The 15,929-nt window shown below is 71.1% G+C and carries 16 protein-coding genes; 7 read left to right on the top strand and 9 right to left on the bottom strand.

The annotated features are described in order from the left end of the window. Positions 1–42: 42 nt before the first annotated feature. The 3 genes from ABD224_RS16560 to recX all read left to right on the top strand — a co-directional run bounded on the left by ABD224_RS16560 (position 43) and on the right by recX (position 3,621). Entirely contained in the window at positions 43–1,431 is a 1,389-nt protein-coding gene (locus tag ABD224_RS16560) for an AI-2E family transporter (protein ID WP_344050414.1), read from the top strand. 253 nt (positions 1,432–1,684) lie between these two features. Then, on the top strand, positions 1,685–2,806 hold the full coding sequence (recA, locus tag ABD224_RS16555; protein ID WP_344050412.1) for a recombinase RecA: 1,122 nt from the start codon (positions 1,685–1,687) through the stop codon (positions 2,804–2,806). A 2-nt stretch (positions 2,807–2,808) separates the two neighbouring features. After that, the gene (recX, locus tag ABD224_RS16550; protein ID WP_344050410.1) at positions 2,809–3,621 is read left to right on the top strand and encodes a recombination regulator RecX; all 813 of its coding nucleotides are present in this window, start codon (positions 2,809–2,811) and stop codon (positions 3,619–3,621) included. 41 nt (positions 3,622–3,662) lie between these two features. Here recX and ABD224_RS16545 read toward each other — a convergent pair whose 3' ends face one another. The 8 genes from ABD224_RS16545 to ABD224_RS16515 all read right to left on the bottom strand — a co-directional run bounded on the left by ABD224_RS16545 (position 3,663) and on the right by ABD224_RS16515 (position 10,173). Then, positions 3,663–4,061, bottom strand: coding sequence for a rhodanese-like domain-containing protein (locus ABD224_RS16545; RefSeq protein WP_344050408.1), 399 nt, complete (start codon positions 4,059–4,061; stop codon positions 3,663–3,665). Then, complete coding sequence (locus ABD224_RS16540) at positions 4,058–4,585, bottom strand: cupin domain-containing protein (RefSeq protein ID WP_344050406.1); 528 nt, start codon at positions 4,583–4,585, stop codon at positions 4,058–4,060. Before ABD224_RS16540 ends, ABD224_RS16545 begins: the two co-directional genes overlap by 4 nt. A gap of 206 nt (positions 4,586–4,791) precedes the next feature. Then, positions 4,792–4,878 carry a putative leader peptide gene (locus ABD224_RS29460; RefSeq protein ID WP_425580987.1) on the bottom strand — a complete coding sequence of 29 codons (87 nt, stop codon included), beginning with the start codon at positions 4,876–4,878 and terminating at the stop codon, positions 4,792–4,794. Between the two features lie 95 nt (positions 4,879–4,973). Continuing rightward, positions 4,974–6,575, bottom strand: coding sequence for an FAD-dependent monooxygenase (locus tag ABD224_RS16535; protein ID WP_344050450.1), 1,602 nt, complete (start codon positions 6,573–6,575; stop codon positions 4,974–4,976). A 254-nt stretch (positions 6,576–6,829) separates the two neighbouring features. Next, a complete protein-coding gene (locus ABD224_RS16530) occupies positions 6,830–7,714 on the bottom strand; it encodes an amino acid ABC transporter permease (RefSeq protein ID WP_344050404.1) in 885 nt (294 codons plus the stop codon). After that, positions 7,711–8,376 carry an amino acid ABC transporter permease gene (locus ABD224_RS16525; protein WP_344050402.1) on the bottom strand — a complete coding sequence of 222 codons (666 nt, stop codon included), beginning with the start codon at positions 8,374–8,376 and terminating at the stop codon, positions 7,711–7,713. The genes ABD224_RS16530 and ABD224_RS16525 overlap by 4 nt, the downstream gene beginning before the upstream one ends. Positions 8,377–8,452: 76 nt before the next feature. Continuing rightward, entirely contained in the window at positions 8,453–9,289 is an 837-nt protein-coding gene (locus tag ABD224_RS16520) for a glutamate ABC transporter substrate-binding protein (RefSeq protein WP_344050400.1), read from the bottom strand. Between the two features lie 107 nt (positions 9,290–9,396). Beyond that, positions 9,397–10,173, bottom strand: a complete 777-nt coding sequence (locus tag ABD224_RS16515) for an amino acid ABC transporter ATP-binding protein (RefSeq protein WP_344050398.1) — start codon at positions 10,171–10,173, stop codon at positions 9,397–9,399. 327 nt (positions 10,174–10,500) lie between these two features. Here ABD224_RS16515 and ABD224_RS16510 point away from each other — a divergent pair, with 327 nt between their 5' ends. Together ABD224_RS16510 and ABD224_RS16505 are read left to right on the top strand one after the other, a co-directional pair. Further along, positions 10,501–11,187, top strand: a complete 687-nt coding sequence (locus ABD224_RS16510; protein WP_344050395.1) for a response regulator transcription factor — start codon at positions 10,501–10,503, stop codon at positions 11,185–11,187. Positions 11,188–11,196: 9 nt separating this feature from the next. Beyond that, on the top strand, positions 11,197–12,609 hold the full coding sequence (locus ABD224_RS16505) for a sensor histidine kinase (protein WP_344050393.1): 1,413 nt from the start codon (positions 11,197–11,199) through the stop codon (positions 12,607–12,609). Between the two features lie 62 nt (positions 12,610–12,671). On the opposite strand, the gene ABD224_RS16500 is transcribed toward ABD224_RS16505, so the two are convergent. Next, complete coding sequence (locus ABD224_RS16500) at positions 12,672–13,673, bottom strand: TAXI family TRAP transporter solute-binding subunit (protein WP_344050391.1); 1,002 nt, start codon at positions 13,671–13,673, stop codon at positions 12,672–12,674. A gap of 93 nt (positions 13,674–13,766) precedes the next feature. On the opposite strand from ABD224_RS16500, the gene ABD224_RS16495 reads away from it, so the two are divergent. After that, complete coding sequence (locus ABD224_RS16495; RefSeq protein ID WP_344050389.1) at positions 13,767–14,171, top strand: pyrophosphohydrolase domain-containing protein; 405 nt, start codon at positions 13,767–13,769, stop codon at positions 14,169–14,171. Positions 14,172–14,342: 171 nt separating this feature from the next. After that, the gene (gene miaB, locus ABD224_RS16490; protein WP_344050387.1) at positions 14,343–15,872 is read left to right on the top strand and encodes a tRNA (N6-isopentenyl adenosine(37)-C2)-methylthiotransferase MiaB; all 1,530 of its coding nucleotides are present in this window, start codon (positions 14,343–14,345) and stop codon (positions 15,870–15,872) included. Positions 15,873–15,929: the final 57 nt, after the last annotated feature.

Raw genomic sequence — 15,929 nt, 5'->3', positions numbered from 1 at the left:
GGCCGGTGCCGGGCCGTCGACGGCATGGGTGAAACTTGCACCGTGGCACCCACTGACGAGTCCGGGCGGACGGCCCGGCAGGCACCTTCGCTCGGCACACCGCCGCCTCCCCGGTCCCCGCAGTCCCCGGCCCGGGACACCATCGGGCCGGGCGCCCGCATGCCCCGCTGGCTGCCGCGCGCCATGGTGCTCGCGCTCGGCCTCGTCGCGGCCTTCCAGCTCGGCAGCTGGGCCTTCCACCAGCTGACCGGCCTGCTGCTCGACGTCCTCATCGCGTTCTTCCTGGCCCTGGCCATAGAACCCGCGGTGAGCCGCATGGCGGCGCTCGGCATGCGCCGGGGCCTCGCGACCTTCCTGGTCTTCCTCACCCTGGTGGTCGTGTCGGCCGGCTTCGTGACGCTGCTCGGCTCGATGCTCGCCGGTCAGATCATCACGATGATCGAGGGCTTCCCGGGGTACCTCGACTCCGTCATCAACTGGGTCAACACCACGTTCCACACCGAGCTCAGACGGGTGGACGTGCAGGAGGAGCTGCTCCACTCCGAGTGGCTGCGCAGCTACGCGCAGAACAGCGCCGCGGGGGTGCTCGACGTGTCCGCCCAGGTGCTGGGCGGGCTCTTCCGGCTGCTGACGATCACCCTGTTCTCGTTCTACTTCGCCGCCGACGGGCCGCGGCTGCGCCGCACCGTCTGCTCCGTGCTGCCGCCCGCCCGCCAGTCCGAGGTGCTGCGCGCATGGGAGATCGCCGTCGACAAGACCGGCGGCTATCTGTACTCGCGCGGCCTGATGGCGCTCGTCTCGGGCATCGCCCACTACGTCCTGCTGGAGTTCCTGGACGTGCCGTACGCGCCCGCGCTCGCCGTCTGGGTGGGGCTGGTCTCGCAGTTCCTCCCCACCATCGGCACCTACCTCGCGGGCGCTCTGCCGATGCTGATCGCTTTCACGGTCGATCCGTGGTACGCGGTGTGGGTGCTGGTCTTCGTCGTGGTCTACCAGCAGTTCGAGAACTACGTGCTGCAGCCCAAGCTGACCGCGAAGACCGTCGACATCCATCCCGCGGTCGCCTTCGGGTCGGTCGTCGCCGGGACCGCGCTGCTCGGCGCGGTCGGCGCGCTGATCGCCATCCCCGCCGTCGCCACCCTGCAGGCCTTCCTGGGGGCCTATGTGAAGCGGTACGACGTCACGGACGACCCCCGTGTCCACGGCCACCGCAGGCGTGTCCCGGCACGGGGGCTCTTCACGCGCGCATGGGGACTTCTCATGCGCGCGTGGGAGCTCCTCACGCGCGCACGGCGGCTGTGGGCGGGGCGGCGGCGGGCGGCGCGGACCGAGGCGGACGCCTCGGGGGTCACGGCGGCGGCAACCGGGGAGGGGGCAACCGGGAAAGGGGAAGCCGGGGAGGGGGCCACCGAAGAGCGAACGGGGCAATGAACGGGGCAATGAACGGGGTAATAACGGGACAATAGGGATCGGCCGCTCGGGGCGTGGCTCGCTTGACATAAAAATCGAACATCCATTCTTATGGAGGTTCCGGCAGGGCTCGGCGCAGGGGATCCGGTCCGGTGTCGAAGCGGTCGGCCCCTCGGCTGTCCACAGGCCGGACGTGCGTCAGGACGCGCTGTCAGTGGCAGGCGTTAGCGTCTTTGACGTGAAGCGATCGACTCAAGCGAACCGGGTGGAACCCATGGCAGCAAGCGACCGCGAGAAGGCGCTGGACGCCGCGCTCGCGCAGATTGAACGGCAATTCGGCAAGGGCGCGGTCATGCGCATGGGCGAGCGGTCGAAGGAGCCCATCGAGGTCATCCCGACCGGGTCGACCGCGCTGGACGTGGCCCTCGGCGTCGGTGGTCTGCCGCGCGGCCGTATCGTGGAGGTGTACGGCCCGGAGTCCTCCGGCAAGACCACGCTGACCCTGCACGCCGTGGCGAACGCGCAGAAGGCCGGCGGCACGGTCGCCTTCGTGGACGCCGAGCACGCTCTCGACCCCGAGTACGCCAAGAAGCTCGGCGTCGACATCGACCAGCTGATCCTCTCCCAGCCGGACAACGGCGAGCAGGCGCTGGAGATCGTGGACATGCTGGTCCGCTCCGGCGCTCTGGACCTCATCGTCATCGACTCCGTCGCCGCGCTCGTCCCGCGCGCGGAGATCGAGGGCGAGATGGGCGACAGCCACGTGGGCCTGCAGGCCCGCCTCATGAGCCAGGCCCTGCGCAAGATCACCGGTGCGCTCAACCAGTCCAAGACCACCGCGATCTTCATCAACCAGCTGCGCGAGAAGGTCGGCGTGATGTTCGGCTCCCCGGAGACCACGACGGGTGGCCGCGCGCTGAAGTTCTATGCCTCGGTGCGCCTGGACATCCGCCGTATCGAGACGCTCAAGGACGGCACGGAGGCGGTCGGCAACCGCACCCGGGTCAAGGTGGTCAAGAACAAGGTCGCACCGCCCTTCAAGCAGGCCGAGTTCGACATCCTCTACGGCGAGGGCATCAGCCGCGAGGGCGGCCTCATCGACATGGGCGTGGAGCACGGCTTCATCCGCAAGGCCGGCGCCTGGTACACGTACGAGGGCGACCAGCTCGGCCAGGGCAAGGAGAACGCGCGCAATTTCCTGAAGGACAACCCCGACCTGGCCAACGAGATCGAGAAGAAGATCAAGGAGAAGCTGGGCGTCGGAGTGCGGCCCGAGGAGCCGGCCGCCGAACCGGGTGCGGACGCCGCGGTCACCACCACGGACGCCGCCAGGACGGCGCCCGCCACGGCGGCCGCCAAGACCGCCAAGCCCAAGGCCGTCGCAGCCAAGAGCTGACCGTGACACGACGAACCGACCGGGTCGTGTCCGAGGACGCCGCCCTCGGTGTCCCCTGGGGGAGGGAGACCGAGGACCTTCCCGGCCCCGGTGCGGGCACGGACGACGTGTCCGGGGACGGCATGCACGGGGACGACGCATCAGAGGGATTGCGCCACGCGGATGAGCCACGCGCGGGTGGCGCACATCGGAACGGCCCGCGTGACGGCGGGTCGCACGGTGGACGCGGACGTCGTCGGCGCGGTGCCGGCGAGGCGTCCGCCGGGGACGGGGGCGCCCCCTCCGTGTCGAGGGCTGGACGGGGGGAGCCTCCGGGGGACCCGGTGGAGCGGGCGCGCGCGATCTGTCTGCGCCTGCTCACCGGGGCCCCGCGCACCCGCAAGCAGCTCGCGGACGCCCTGCGCAAGCGGGACGTCCCGGACGACGCCGCGCAGGAGGTGCTGTCGAGGTTCGAGGAGGTCGGGCTGATCGACGACAGAGCCTTCGCGGACGCCTGGGTGGAGTCCCGGCACCACGGGCGCGGACTGGCGCGGCGCGCGCTCGCCCGGGAACTGCGGACCAAGGGCATCGACGCCGCACTGATCGACGAGGCGGTCGGCCGACTCGGTCCTGAACAGGAGGAGGCCACCGCGCGCGAGCTCGTCGCCCGCAAGCTGCGCTCCACCCGCGGCCTTGATCGCGACAAACGGCTGCGCCGCCTCGCCGGGATGCTCGCCCGCAAGGGCTACTCCGAGGGTCTGGCCCTGCGGGTGGTCCGCCAGGCGCTGGAGGAGGAAGGCGAGGACATGGACTTCCTCGTGGACGAGGGGATCTGAGGCGGAAACACCCTGGTGCCCAGTCTGCGCCTGCGGCCGCTCTACGGGACCGCCGGCAGCCCCGCCGCCCGCCACGCCTGGAAGCCGCCCACCAGATCGGTCGCCCGGTGCAGTCCCAGCCGGTGCAGGGATGCGGCTGCCAGAGTCGACGCGTAGCCCTCGTCGCAGATGACGACCACACGCAGGTCGTGACCGGTGGCCTCGGGGAGACGGTGGCTGCCCCAGGGGTCCAGCCGCCACTCCAGTTCGTTGCGCTCGATGACGAGGGCGCCCGGGATCAGGCCGTCGCGCTCGCGCAGCGCGGCGTACCGGATGTCCACCAGCACGGCCTCACCGGCCCGGGCGGCGTCGTACGCCTCCTGGGCCTCGACGCGCTCGTACCCCCGCCGCACCCGCTCCAGCAGCTCATCGATCCCGATCGCCTGCCGTTTCCGTCTCACTGCCAGTCCTCCGGGTGCTCGACCCGCTCCAGGCGCAGCATCCGGCCGGTGCGGCTGTAGCGGCGGATCCGGGGCAGCGGCGGGTAATAGGCGTGCACGGACACCGCAGGCGCGTGAGAGGACTCGTTGAGCACCTCGTGGACATGATGACGGCCGAAGGAACGGCCCCGCCCGGCCGGCAGCCGCCGTGTGCGGTCCACGCCGTCGGTGAGCTCCAGGGACGTCCAGCCCTCGGTGGGCAGCGGGGCGGCGAGCGAGTGCTCCGTCAGCTCACCGGTGGCGGTGACGAAGGCGCCGATCGAGTCGGCGTGGTCGTGCCAGCCCGTGCCGCTGCCGGGCGGCCAGCCGATCAGCCAGGCCTCACTGCCGCCGGGCCCGTCCAGACGCACCCAGGTGCGCCCCTTCGGGTCGAGCGGGAGCGAGGCGATCAGCTCGGCGTCGGCGGCGACGTGCCGTACGAAATCGAGGAGTTCCGCCTGCGCCGGCCCCCGGGAGGAGGGCGGGAGCACGGCGGAAGAGGGCATGGAAGGCGAGGACACGAGGGGCGAGACAGACACGTACACCGTCCTGAGGAACGTCCGCGAAGGGCGCGCGGCAGCACAGGCGCCCGGTCATGGGCGCATGAGGGGACGCGCGCGGGCGGAGGGAAAAGCAGAGGGGAAAACAGAGGGGAAAACAGAGGGGAAAACAGAGGGAAAGCGGAAAGCCGAAAGAAGGCGAAGCCGCGAGTTCAGCAGGACGGACGACACACGCAGCCCGCATAGCGGACGAGGTCCATGTGGACCCTCCGCCACAGGCGCACAACGGTGTCGTTCATGACGCGGAGTAGACCATGGCGCACGCCGGACGGTCAACTCACGTCAGCCCCTCGGACCGCACGGCGCGAAACGCGTGCGGTCCGGGACCCGGAGGTCAGCGGGCTCCCGCCTCGGCCCTCGCCCCGGCACGCTCCGCACCGCCCACCGTCGCCTCCGCCGCCGAGTACAGGTCGGCCGGGCGCACCCCGCTCAGCGCGGTGACCAGGTGGCCGTCGGGCCGCACCAGGAGCACGGTGTGGGGGGCGGCGCCCGGGTAGCTCTCGGCGACCAGCAGCTCGGCGCGGTGCGGCAGCGCGGTGACCGCGGCGGCCAGCCGGGGCATGACGCCGGCGCTCACCCAGTGCCGGCGCTCCCACACCCCCGTGCCCGGCGCGACCAGCACCACGAGCAGTGCTCCCCGGCCGAGCCGCTCCCTGAGCCGCACGAAGGAGCCGTCCTCCGCGGTCACCAACACATTGGCGACGGGCGCGCCGACCGGCGTGTCCACGGGCACCTCCGCGTCCAGATGCGGGGGCATGAGCGGCGAGTCGGCGTACGAGCCCGGCGCGCCCACGGGGCCGAGCCCCAGGTGGCCGTCCATGAACAGGGCGTCATGGCCGCGTGCCGCTCCGGGGAGAAGGGACCGCAGTCCGCCGCCCCCGCGCAGCATCGGCAGCACCTGGTCGGCGGCGCGCAGCCGGGCGGCGACGATCGCGCGCCGCTCGGTCTGGTAGCTGTCCAGCAGGGTCTCGTGCGGGCCGTGGTGCCAGGCCGACGCCAGTTTCCAGGCGAGGTTGTCGGCGTCGCGCAGCCCCTCGTCCAGCCCCTGGGTGCCGATCGTGCCCAGCAGATGCGCCGCGTCCCCGGCGAGGAAGACCCGCCCGGCGCGCCAGCGGCGGGCCAGCCGGTGGTGGACCGTGTGGACACCGGTGTCCAGCAGTTCGTATGCCGGCGAGGACTCGCCCGTCCAGCCGGTGAGGGTCTCGCGGACGTGGGTGACCAGCAGTTCGGGCGTGACCAGGTCCTTGCCGGGCGGCAGCAGCCAGTCCAGCCGCCACACTCCGTCCGGGAGCGGGCGGGCGGTGATCTCCCCGGCGAAGGGACCGGTCGCCCGCCACGGCGGCATCCGGTGGAGGAACGCTTCGCCGGGCCAGGGCAGTTCGGTGCGCACGGCGGCGACGGCGTACCGCTCGACGGCCGTACGGCCGGGGAAGCGGATGTCCTGGAGCTTGCGCACGGTGGACCGCGGCCCGTCGCAGCCGACCAGGTAGCTGCCGCGCCACCAGGTGCCGTTGGGGCCGCGGGTGTGGACGATGACGCCGGTGTCCTCCTGCTCCAGGGCGTCGAGCCGGCTGTCCACGGCGAGCTCGACCAGCGGTTCACGGGTGAGGGCGGCGCGCAGGGCACCGGTCAGGACGTGCTGGGCGATGTGCAGCGGGGCGGGGATGTCCTCGCCGAGAGCGACCTCGCAGGTCACCTGCTTGCGCCGCATCGCCCGCCACCCGGTCCACCGCAGCCCGGCGTCGCCGAGCGGCACCCCGGCCAGGCGTTCCACGAACGCGGCGGTGTCCTCGCGCAGGACGACCGTGCGCGCGGCGCGCGGCGCGTCGCTGCCCGGCCCCTCGTCGAGCACGACGACGGGCACGTCCTGCCGCGCCAGGGCCAGGGCGAGCGCGAGCCCGACGGGCCCCGCCCCGACAACGATCACCGGGTCCATGACGCGGCGCCCCCCGCCCGAGGTGATGTCCTGACGGACAGACATGAACAGACGGTTGGAGCAGGGTGCACGATCACAGAACGTATGCAACCTATTGCCGCTGCCTGCGTCAAGCGACGGGGGCAGTGGCGGTCACTCCACTGCCCCCGTGTCACATCCGTGGTGCGGACTCCCCGTCAGGCGCCCTTGCCGGGCGGCCGCGCCGGGTGTCTTCGCCGGATGCCTTCGTCAGGCGTCTTTGTCAGGCGTCTTCGTCAGGCGGCGGTCCCCGTCGACTCGGTGCCTCCCACGGCGGCCGACGGAAGCACCGTGCCGGTGGACTTCTTCCGGCTCCGCAGCCGCCGCTCCAGCCAGCTCGCGAAGCTGGTGAGGGCGAAGTTGATCAGCACGAAGAGCAGAGCCACGACGGTGAAGCTGGCGACGGTGTTCGCACCGTAGTACGAGCTCATCGGAGAGACCGCCGCCAGCAGGTCCGGGAAGGTGAGGACCGCGCCGCCGAGCGCGGTGTCCTTCACGATCACCACCAGCTGGCTGACGATGGCCGGCAGCATCGCGGTGACCGCCTGCGGCAGCAGGATCGACGTCATGATCTGGGTCTTGCGCAGACCGATGGCCTGCGCGGCCTCCGTCTGCCCCTTGGGCAGGGCGAGGATGCCCGCGCGGACGACCTCCGCGAGGACCGAGGCGTTGTAGAGCACCAGACCGGTGACGACGGCGTACAGGGGCCGGGCGTCCGAGTCGACGTCGGTGTACTGGGCGAACAGCGCGAGCCCGAAGATCATCAGGATCAGCACCGGGATGGCGCGGAAGAACTCCACGAGCACGCCGGCCGGGACGCGGATCCAGACGTGGTCGGAGAGCCGCGCGATGCCGAAGGCCGCGCCGAGGGGCAGCGCGATGAGCATCGACAGGAACGCCGCGATCAGCGTGTTCCACAGGCCGGGCAGGATGTACGTGGTCCACGCCTCGGAGCCGGAGAAGAAGGGCTTCCACTTCTCCCAGTCCAGCTGCCCCTTGTCGTTCAGGGCCCGGAACACCCACCACCCGAGGGCCACGACGGCCAGCAGGAACACGACCGTGTAGAGGACGTTGCGCCGCTTGGCCCGGGGGCCCTGGGCGTCGTACAGCACGGAGCTCATCGCTTCACCGCCACCTTCTTGCCCACCCAGCCGAGGATCAGGCCGGTCGGCAGCGTCAGGCACACGAAGCCGAACGCGAAGATCGCGGAGATCAGCAGGAGCTGTGCCTCGTTCTCGATCATTTCCTTCATCAGCAGGGCGGCCTCGGCCACACCGATGGCCGCGGCCACCGTGGTGTTCTTGGTCAGCGCGATCAGGACGTTCGCGAGCGGGCCGATGACCGAGCGGAACGCCTGCGGCAGCACCACCAGGGTCAGCACCTGGGTGAAGCTCAGTCCGAGGGCGCGGGCCGCCTCCGCCTGGCCGACCGGCACCGTGTTGATGCCCGAGCGGAGCGCCTCGCAGACGAACGCCGCGGTGTAGGCGACCAGACCGAGCACGGCGAGCCGGAAGTTGATGACGTCGAACCTCTGTGCACCGAGGGTGATGTTGAGGGTCTGGTTCAGGCCCAGCGAGGTGAACAGGATGATCACCGTCAGCGGGATGTTCCGCACGATGTTGACGTAGGCGGTGCCGAAGCCGCGCATGAGCGGCACCGGGCCGACGCGCATGGCGGCCAGCACCGTGCCCCAGACCAGGGAGCCGACGGCCGAGAGCAGGGTGAGCTGCACGGTCACCCAGAAGGCTCCCAGCAGGTCATAACCTTCAAGAAAGTCGAACACGATCTCCCGCGCTTCCGCGTGTGGTGGGCCCCGGGTGCGCCGCTCACGCAGGGCGGCGCACCCGGCGGGCGCTGACTCAGCTCTTGATCTCGCCGATCTTCGGCGCGGGCTCGTACTTGTAGTTGGCCGGGCCGAAGTTGGCCTTCACGGCCTTCTCCCACGAACCGTCGGCGACCATTTCCTCAAGGGCCTTGTTGATCTTGTCCTTGAGGTCGCTGCCCTCCTTGACGCCGATGCCGTAGTTCTCGTTGGTCATCTTGAAGCCGGCCAGCTTGAACTTGCCCTTGAACTGCTCCTGGGCGGCGTAACCGGCGAGGATCGAGTCGTCCGTGGTCAGCGCGTCGATGGCCTTGTTCTGCAGACCGCCCAGACAGGCCGAGTACGTCGGGTAGTTCTGCAGGTTGGCCTTGGGCGCCAGCTTGTTCTTGATGTTCTGCGCCGAGGTCGAACCGGTCACCGAGCACAGCTTCTTGCTGTTGAGGTCGGCCGGCGACTTGATCGAGTCGTCGTCGGCGCGGATCAGGACGTCCTGGTGGGCCAGCAGGTACGGGCCGGCGAAGTCGACCTTCTGGTCGCGCTCCGGGGTGATCGAGTACGTGGCGGCGATGAAGTCGACGTCACCGCGCTGCAGCATGGTCTCGCGGTCACTGCTCTTCGCCTCCTTCCACTCGATCTGGTCCTCGCTGTAACCGAGCTTCTTGGCGACGTACTTGGCCACGTCGACGTCGAAGCCGGAGTAGCCCTGCGGGGTCTTCTGGCCGAGGCCGGGCTGGTCGAACTTGATGCCGATGGTGATCTTCTTGCCGCCGCCCGAGGAGCCCTCGTCCTTCTTGTCGCCCGAGCTGCACGCCGTCGCCGACAGGGCGAGGGCGAGGACGGCGGCGGAGGCGGCGGTGACCTTGCGAAGCTTCATGTGCCCTTCCTTTGGGGGAGTCGAGAAGAGGTGAGGGCCGGCCGTCGGGACGGCGACGGCCCGGTCGCGGGGCCGGTGGCGTGGGGCGTCACCGGCGGGCCGCCGCGTCAGTGGTGCAGGATCTTCGACAGGAAGTCCCTGGCCCGTTCGCTGCGCGGATTGCTGAAGAACTGGTCGGGCGTGGCCTGTTCGACGATCCGGCCGTCGGCCATGAAGACCACCCGGTCCGCGGCCGACCGGGCGAATCCCATCTCATGGGTGACGACGATCATCGTCATGCCGTCCCGGGCGAGCTGCTGCATGACCTCGAGGACCTCGTTGATCATCTCCGGGTCGAGCGCGGAGGTCGGCTCGTCGAACAGGATGACCTTCGGGTCCATGGCCAGCGCCCGCGCGATGGCCACACGCTGCTGCTGGCCACCGGAGAGCTGGGCGGGGTACTTGTCGGCCTGCGCGCCCACCCCGACCCGGTCGAGCAGCTCCCGGGCCCGCGCCTCGGCCTGCTGCTTGTCCTTGCGGCGGACCTTGATCTGGCCGAGGGTCACGTTCTCGAGAACGGTCTTGTGGGCGAAGAGATTGAACGACTGGAACACCATGCCGACGTCGGCGCGCAGCCGGGCCAGCTCCTTGCCCTCCTGGGGCAGCGGCTTGCCGTCGATCGTGATCGTGCCCGAGTCGATGGTCTCCAGGCGGTTGATGGTGCGGCACAGGGTGGACTTGCCGGACCCGGAGGGCCCGATGACCACGACGACCTCACCGCGGGCGACCGTCAGGTCGATGTCCTGGAGCACGTGCAGCGAGCCGAAGTGCTTGTTGACGTTCTTCAGGACGACCAGATCGTCGGTCGAGGCCACGTCTTTCTTGGCCATCGATACTTCGGTCATCGTTTTCAGGCTCCGTCCTCCTCGGTTTCCGGGGGACAGTAGCCAGCGTTGTGACCCGCGTCATCCGATCTGAGGGAGATCTGAGCATCACGATCCGATAGCGGCCGGGCTCATCCTATCCCTGCCGGCCGGACACACCCCGGGCGGGTCCGGGACACACCCCGGGCGGGTCCGGGGCGCATACCGGGTGGGTAACGACAGAGGGTGCGTAACCGGAATCCTCTTGACGGCGTCCGTATCCATCGGCGTGACTGCACTTCGTGCGCGCGCACGTGCCCTTTCTGTACATGTCATGACTGAACGACGGTTGAACCGGGGGAGGCCGGGATGAGACTGCTCCTCGTCGAGGACGACAACCATGTCGCCGCAGCCCTGTCCGCGGTCCTGAAGCGGCACGGTTTCGACGTCACGCACGCCCGCAGCGGCGAGGAGGCTCTGCGGGCGCTGGTCTCCGAAGAGGCCGGCTTCGGAGTGGTCCTGCTCGACCTGGGCCTGCCCGACCAGGACGGCTTCGAGCTCTGCGGCAGGATCCGCAAGCGCACCAGCACTCCGGTGATCATGGTCACCGCCCGCTCCGACGTCCGCTCCCGCATCCACGGCCTCAACCTCGGCGCCGACGACTACGTGGTGAAGCCCTACGACACCGGCGAGCTGCTCGCCCGCATCCACGCCGTCAGCCGCCGCACCGCCCACGAGGGCACGGGCGGCGCCGTCGAGAGCACGCTGCGGTTCGGCTCCGTGCACATCGACCTGCCCACCCGGCAGGTCAGCGTCGACGGCACCGTCGTCCAGCTGACCCGCAAGGAGTTCGACCTGCTCGCGCTGCTCGCCCAGCGCCCCGGTGTGGTCTTCCGCCGGGAGCAGATCATCAGCGAGGTGTGGCGCACCAGCTGGGAGGGGACCGGACGCACCCTGGAGGTGCACGTCGCCTCGCTGCGCTCCAAACTGCGCCGGCCGGCTTTGATCGAGACCGTACGCGGCGTCGGCTACCGGCTCGTCGCCCCGGCCGCCTAGCGGGGACGGGTGCGCACACGCCTTCTGCCGCTGCTCATCGCCCTGATGGCGGCCGTTCTGCTCGCCCTCGGCGTCCCGCTCGCCGTCAGCGTGGCCGGCACCGAGCAGCAGAAAGTGATCGTGGACCGGATCGATGACACGGCACGCTTCGCCGCCCTGGCCCAGTTCGTCGCCGACCGGGTCGGAGGCGTCCCCCAGCCGGGCCCGGACGAGCGCCTGGAGACCCTCAGCCGGGAACTCGCCAGCTACCACGAGGTCTACGGCATCCGGGCCGGCGTGTTCTACCGGTCCGGCACCCCGATGGCCAAGGCACCGGCGGACTGGTCCCTGCCCGCCACGGGTGAGGTCCGTGACGCCTTCGAGGAGGCGCTGCTGAGCCGGCGCAGCCACGACCCGGAGCAGGTCTGGCCCTGGCAGCGGCGCCGGCTGGTCGTCGCCTCCCCCGTGATCCGGGACGGCGACGTCGTCGCGGTCGTCGTCACCGACTCGCCGACGGGACAGATGCGCTCCCGGACACTGCACGGCTGGCTGCTCATCGGCGCGGGCGAGAGCGTCGCGATGCTGGTCGCCGTCGGCGCGGCGCTGCGGCTGACCGGCTGGGTGCTCAAGCCCGTGCGCATCCTCGACGCCACCACCCACGACATCGCCACCGGACGGCTGAAGTCCCGGGTGGCGGTGGCCGGCGGACCGCCGGAACTGCGCCGTCTGGCCCGGTCGTTCAACGAGATGGCGGACCACGTCGAGAATGTGCTGGAGCAGCAGCGCGCCTTTGTCGCCGACGCCTCGCACCAGCTGCGCAACCCGCTGTCCGCACTGCTGCTGCGCATCGAACTGCTCGCCCTGGAACTGCCCGAGGACAACGAGGAGATCGCCTCGGTCCGGGCCGAGGGCAAACGTCTGGCACAGGTCCTGGACGACCTGCTGGACCTGGCGCTCGCCGAGCACGCGGAGCCGGATCTGCGGCTCATCGACGTCGGCGCGCTGACCGCCGAGCGGGTGGCCGCCTGGACACCGGCCGCCGAGGCCAAGGGGGTCCGGCTGGTCGGCGACTGCCCGGCCACCACGGCCTGGGCCGACCCGGTCGCGCTGTCCTCCGCGCTGGACGCGGTGATCGACAACGCGGTCAAGTTCACGCCCGAGGGAGAACGCGTCGACATACGGGTCTCCTGCGGCCGTGACACGGCCACGATCGTGGTCGCCGACCGCGGTCCCGGCCTCACCGACGAGGAACTCACCCGCATCGGCGACCGCTTCTGGCGCAGCAGCCGCCACCAGAACGTCAAGGGCTCCGGTCTCGGCCTGTCCATCACGCGCGCGTTGCTCGCGGCGGGCGGCGGCTCCATCTCCTACGACCACCACCGCGGCGAGGAGCCGCGCGGGCTGAAGGTGACGGTGACGGTGCCGAGGACGGGACCCTCCTGAGGCCCGGCCGGGCGCAGGGGCGTCGTTCGGAGAGGGGCGTCCGGGCCGGACGCACGGCACCCCTAAGGCTTGACCGAGCGGTAGTAGCGGCGAGCGCCCTCGTGCAGGGTGAGCGGGTCGGTGTAGATGGCGGTGCGCAGATCGACCAGCTGGGCGGAGTGGACGTGGGCGCCGATGCCGTCGCGGCTCTTGATGACGACGCGGGTCACCCACTCGGTCAGCCTCGGGTCGACGTCCTCGCGGGTCATCAGCAGATTGGACACGGCGATCGTCGGCACGGTGTCGCCCCGCTGGATCGCCGGATAGGCCGACTCGGGCATGTTGGTGGCCCGGTAGTACCGCGTGGCGCCGCCCTCGGCATGCAGTCTGGCCACCAGGTCGGCCTCGATCGGCACGAACCGGAACGCGAACTTCCGGGACAGCTGCTGCAGGCCGTCCGTCGGCAGTCCGCCCGACCAGAAGAACGCGTCGAGCTCGCCCTGCCGCAGCCGGCCCGGTCCGGTGTCGATGCCGTCGCTCCTCGGCCGGATGTCGGTCTCCGGGTCGATCCCGGCCGCCCTGAGCACCCGCTCGGCGATCAGCCGGACGCCCGACTTCGGCGGCCCTATCGCCACCCGCTTGCCGCGCAGGTCCTGCACGGAGGTCACCCGTGAGCCGGCCGGGACCACGAGCTGCACGTAGTCGTCGTAGAGGCGGGCCACACCGCGCAGCCGCGCGGCGCCCGCGTCGTGGTTCAGCCTGTACGTCTCCACCGCGTCCGCCGCGGCGATGGTGAAGTCGGCCCGGCCGGTCGCCACACGCGTGACGTTCTCCTGCGAGCCGTCGCTGGTCAGCAGCCGCACCTTCAGATCGGGCATGTTCCTGGCGAACGCGGTGCGCAGCCGTTCGCCGTACTCCTGGTAGACCCCGCGCCGGGTCCCGGTGCTGAAGGTGATCGTCCCGCCCGGCGGCGTGTCGCCCAGCGGCAGCAGCCACCACAGCAGCAGGCCGAGGACGACGGCACCGGCGGCCGTGCCCCACAGGCCGCGACGGCCGCCGGTACGACGGAGGAACACCGTGGACATGCGCGCGATCCTGCCAGCCGGGGGCCGCACTGGCCAGGGCGGGGTGGCCGGCGGCCGGCCGGGGCTGTCACAGGGGGCGGCTATCGTCGCCGCATGAGTTCCTCGCCCGCCGATCTCGTCCGTGAGTTCCACCGCGCCTTCGGGCTGGACGTCCGCAGCAGACCCACCCGGGTGCCGCCCGCGCTCGCCGCGCACCGCAGGGACCTGCTCGCCGAGGAGGCGGCCGAGGCCGCGGAGGTCTCGGTGGACGGCCCGCTCGACCGGCTCGCGCACGAACTGGCGGACGTGGTGTACGTGGCGTACGGCACCGCCCTGGTGCACGGCATCGACCTGGACGAGGTGATCGCCGAGATCCACCGCTCCAACATGACCAAGCTCGGTCCGGACGGCCGGGTCGTCCGGCGGGCCGACGGCAAGGTCCTCAAGGGGGAGCACTACGAGGCGCCCGACGTGGCGGGCGTGCTGCGCCGCCAGGGCTGGGCCCCCGACGGCGAGTGACGCGGACGGCGCCGTGCACCTGCGGCGCCGTGGCGCCCGGCGGCCTCCGTGCCGGGCGCGCCCCCTGGGCTGCGGCTCGGGAGCCGCGCCGCCCCCCGGCGGACGCGAGGCCCTTCCCGGGCGTCGTGCCCGTCGGTACGGGGTCCTGCCGGAACCGCCTACCCTTGACGCATGACCAGCAGCAGCGACCGGAGCATCGCAGTGGACGCCCAGAAACCCAGGAGCTACGAAATCCGCACCTACGGGTGCCAGATGAACGTCCACGACTCCGAGCGGCTGGCCGGCCTGCTGGAGGAGGCGGGCTACGTGCGGGCGCCGGAGGGCTCGGACGGCGACGCGGACGTCGTCGTCTTCAACACCTGCGCCGTCCGGGAGAACGCCGACAACCGGCTCTACGGCAACCTCGGTCACCTCGCGCCGAAGAAGGCCAAGCGGCCCGGGATGCAGATCGCGGTCGGCGGCTGCCTGGCGCAGAAGGACCGGGACACCATCGTGAAGAAGGCGCCCTGGGTGGACGTGGTCTTCGGCACGCACAACATCGGCAAGCTGCCGGTGCTGCTGGAGCGCGCCCGCGTGCAGAAGGAGGCGCAGGTCGAGATCGCCGAGTCCCTGGAGGCGTTCCCCTCCACGCTGCCGACGCGGCGCGAGAGCGCGTACGCGGCCTGGGTCTCGATCTCCGTCGGCTGCAACAACACCTGCACCTTCTGCATCGTCCCGGCGCTGCGCGGCAAGGAGAAGGACCGCCGCCCCGGCGACATCCTCGCCGAGGTGGAGGCCCTGGTCGCCGAGGGAGTCTCGGAGATCACCCTGCTCGGGCAGAACGTCAACGCCTACGGCTCCGACATCGGCGACCGCGAGGCGTTCAGCAAGCTGCTGCGCGCCTGCGGGAAGATCGAGGGCCTGGAGCGCGTCCGCTTCACCTCCCCGCACCCGCGCGACTTCACCGACGACGTCATCGCCGCCATGGCCGAGACGCCGAATGTGATGCCGCAGCTGCACATGCCGCTGCAGTCCGGCTCGGACAAGGTGCTCAGGGCCATGCGCCGCTCCTACCGCCAGGAGCGCTACCTCAAGATCATCGAGAAGGTCCGCGCGGCCATCCCGGACGCGGCGATCACCACCGACATCATCGTGGGCTTCCCCGGCGAGACCGAGGAGGACTTCGAGCAGACGCTGCACGTGGTGCGCGAGGCGCGGTTCGCGCAGGCGTTCACCTTCCAGTACTCCAAGCGTCCGGGCACCCCGGCCGCCGAGATGGAGGACCAGGTCCCCAAGGAGGTCGTCCAGGAGCGCTACGAGCGGCTGGTCGCCCTGCAGGAGGAGATCTCCTGGGAGGAGAACAGGAAGCAGCTCGGCCGCAGGCTCGAGCTCATGGTCGCCGAGGGCGAGGGCCGCAAGGACGGCACCACCCGCCGTCTGTCCGGCCGCGCCCCCGACAACCGCCTGGTCCACTTCACCAAGCCGGACCAGGCCGTCCGCCCCGGCGACGTGGTCACGGTCGAGGTCACCTACGCCGCCCCGCACCACCTCCTCGCCGAGGGCCCCGTGCTCGATGTGCGCCGCACGCGCGCCGGTGACGCCTGGGAGCGGCGCAACACCGCCGAGCAGGCCAAGCCCACGGGTGTCATGCTCGGCCTGCCGAAGGTGGGCGCCCCCGCCCCGCTGCCGGCCACGGCGAACAGCGGCTGCGGCTGCGACTGACCCGGCTGCCCGTTCTGCCGTGCGGGGGCGGACGGTGGAGTGACGCCCGGGCGTCGT

The organism is Streptomyces thermoalcalitolerans (assembly GCF_039525155.1).
Taxonomy (GTDB): Bacteria; Actinomycetota; Actinomycetes; order Streptomycetales; family Streptomycetaceae; genus Streptomyces; species Streptomyces thermovulgaris.
This window is presented reverse-complemented; position numbering and strand designations above follow the sequence as displayed.

What these genes read in the sequence shown, in the direction of transcription:
- recA (WP_344050412.1), top strand. Translation starts at nt 1,685, where the DNA reads ATGGCAGCAAGCGACCGCGAGAAGGCGCTGGACGCCGCGCTCGCGCAG.
- ABD224_RS16540 (WP_344050406.1), bottom strand. Translation starts at nt 4,585, where the DNA reads ATGCCCTCTTCCGCCGTGCTCCCGCCCTCCTCCCGGGGGCCGGCGCAG.
- ABD224_RS29460 (WP_425580987.1), bottom strand. Translation starts at nt 4,878, where the DNA reads ATGAACGACACCGTTGTGCGCCTGTGGCGGAGGGTCCACATGGACCTC.
- ABD224_RS16535 (WP_344050450.1), bottom strand. Translation starts at nt 6,575, where the DNA reads ATGGACCCGGTGATCGTTGTCGGGGCGGGGCCCGTCGGGCTCGCGCTC.
- ABD224_RS16530 (WP_344050404.1), bottom strand. Translation starts at nt 7,714, where the DNA reads ATGAGCTCCGTGCTGTACGACGCCCAGGGCCCCCGGGCCAAGCGGCGC.
- ABD224_RS16520 (WP_344050400.1), bottom strand. Translation starts at nt 9,289, where the DNA reads ATGAAGCTTCGCAAGGTCACCGCCGCCTCCGCCGCCGTCCTCGCCCTC.
- ABD224_RS16515 (WP_344050398.1), bottom strand. Translation starts at nt 10,173, where the DNA reads ATGACCGAAGTATCGATGGCCAAGAAAGACGTGGCCTCGACCGACGAT.
- ABD224_RS16510 (WP_344050395.1), top strand. Translation starts at nt 10,501, where the DNA reads ATGAGACTGCTCCTCGTCGAGGACGACAACCATGTCGCCGCAGCCCTG.
- ABD224_RS16500 (WP_344050391.1), bottom strand. Translation starts at nt 13,673, where the DNA reads ATGTCCACGGTGTTCCTCCGTCGTACCGGCGGCCGTCGCGGCCTGTGG.
- ABD224_RS16495 (WP_344050389.1), top strand. Translation starts at nt 13,767, where the DNA reads ATGAGTTCCTCGCCCGCCGATCTCGTCCGTGAGTTCCACCGCGCCTTC.
- miaB (WP_344050387.1), top strand. Translation starts at nt 14,343, where the DNA reads ATGACCAGCAGCAGCGACCGGAGCATCGCAGTGGACGCCCAGAAACCC.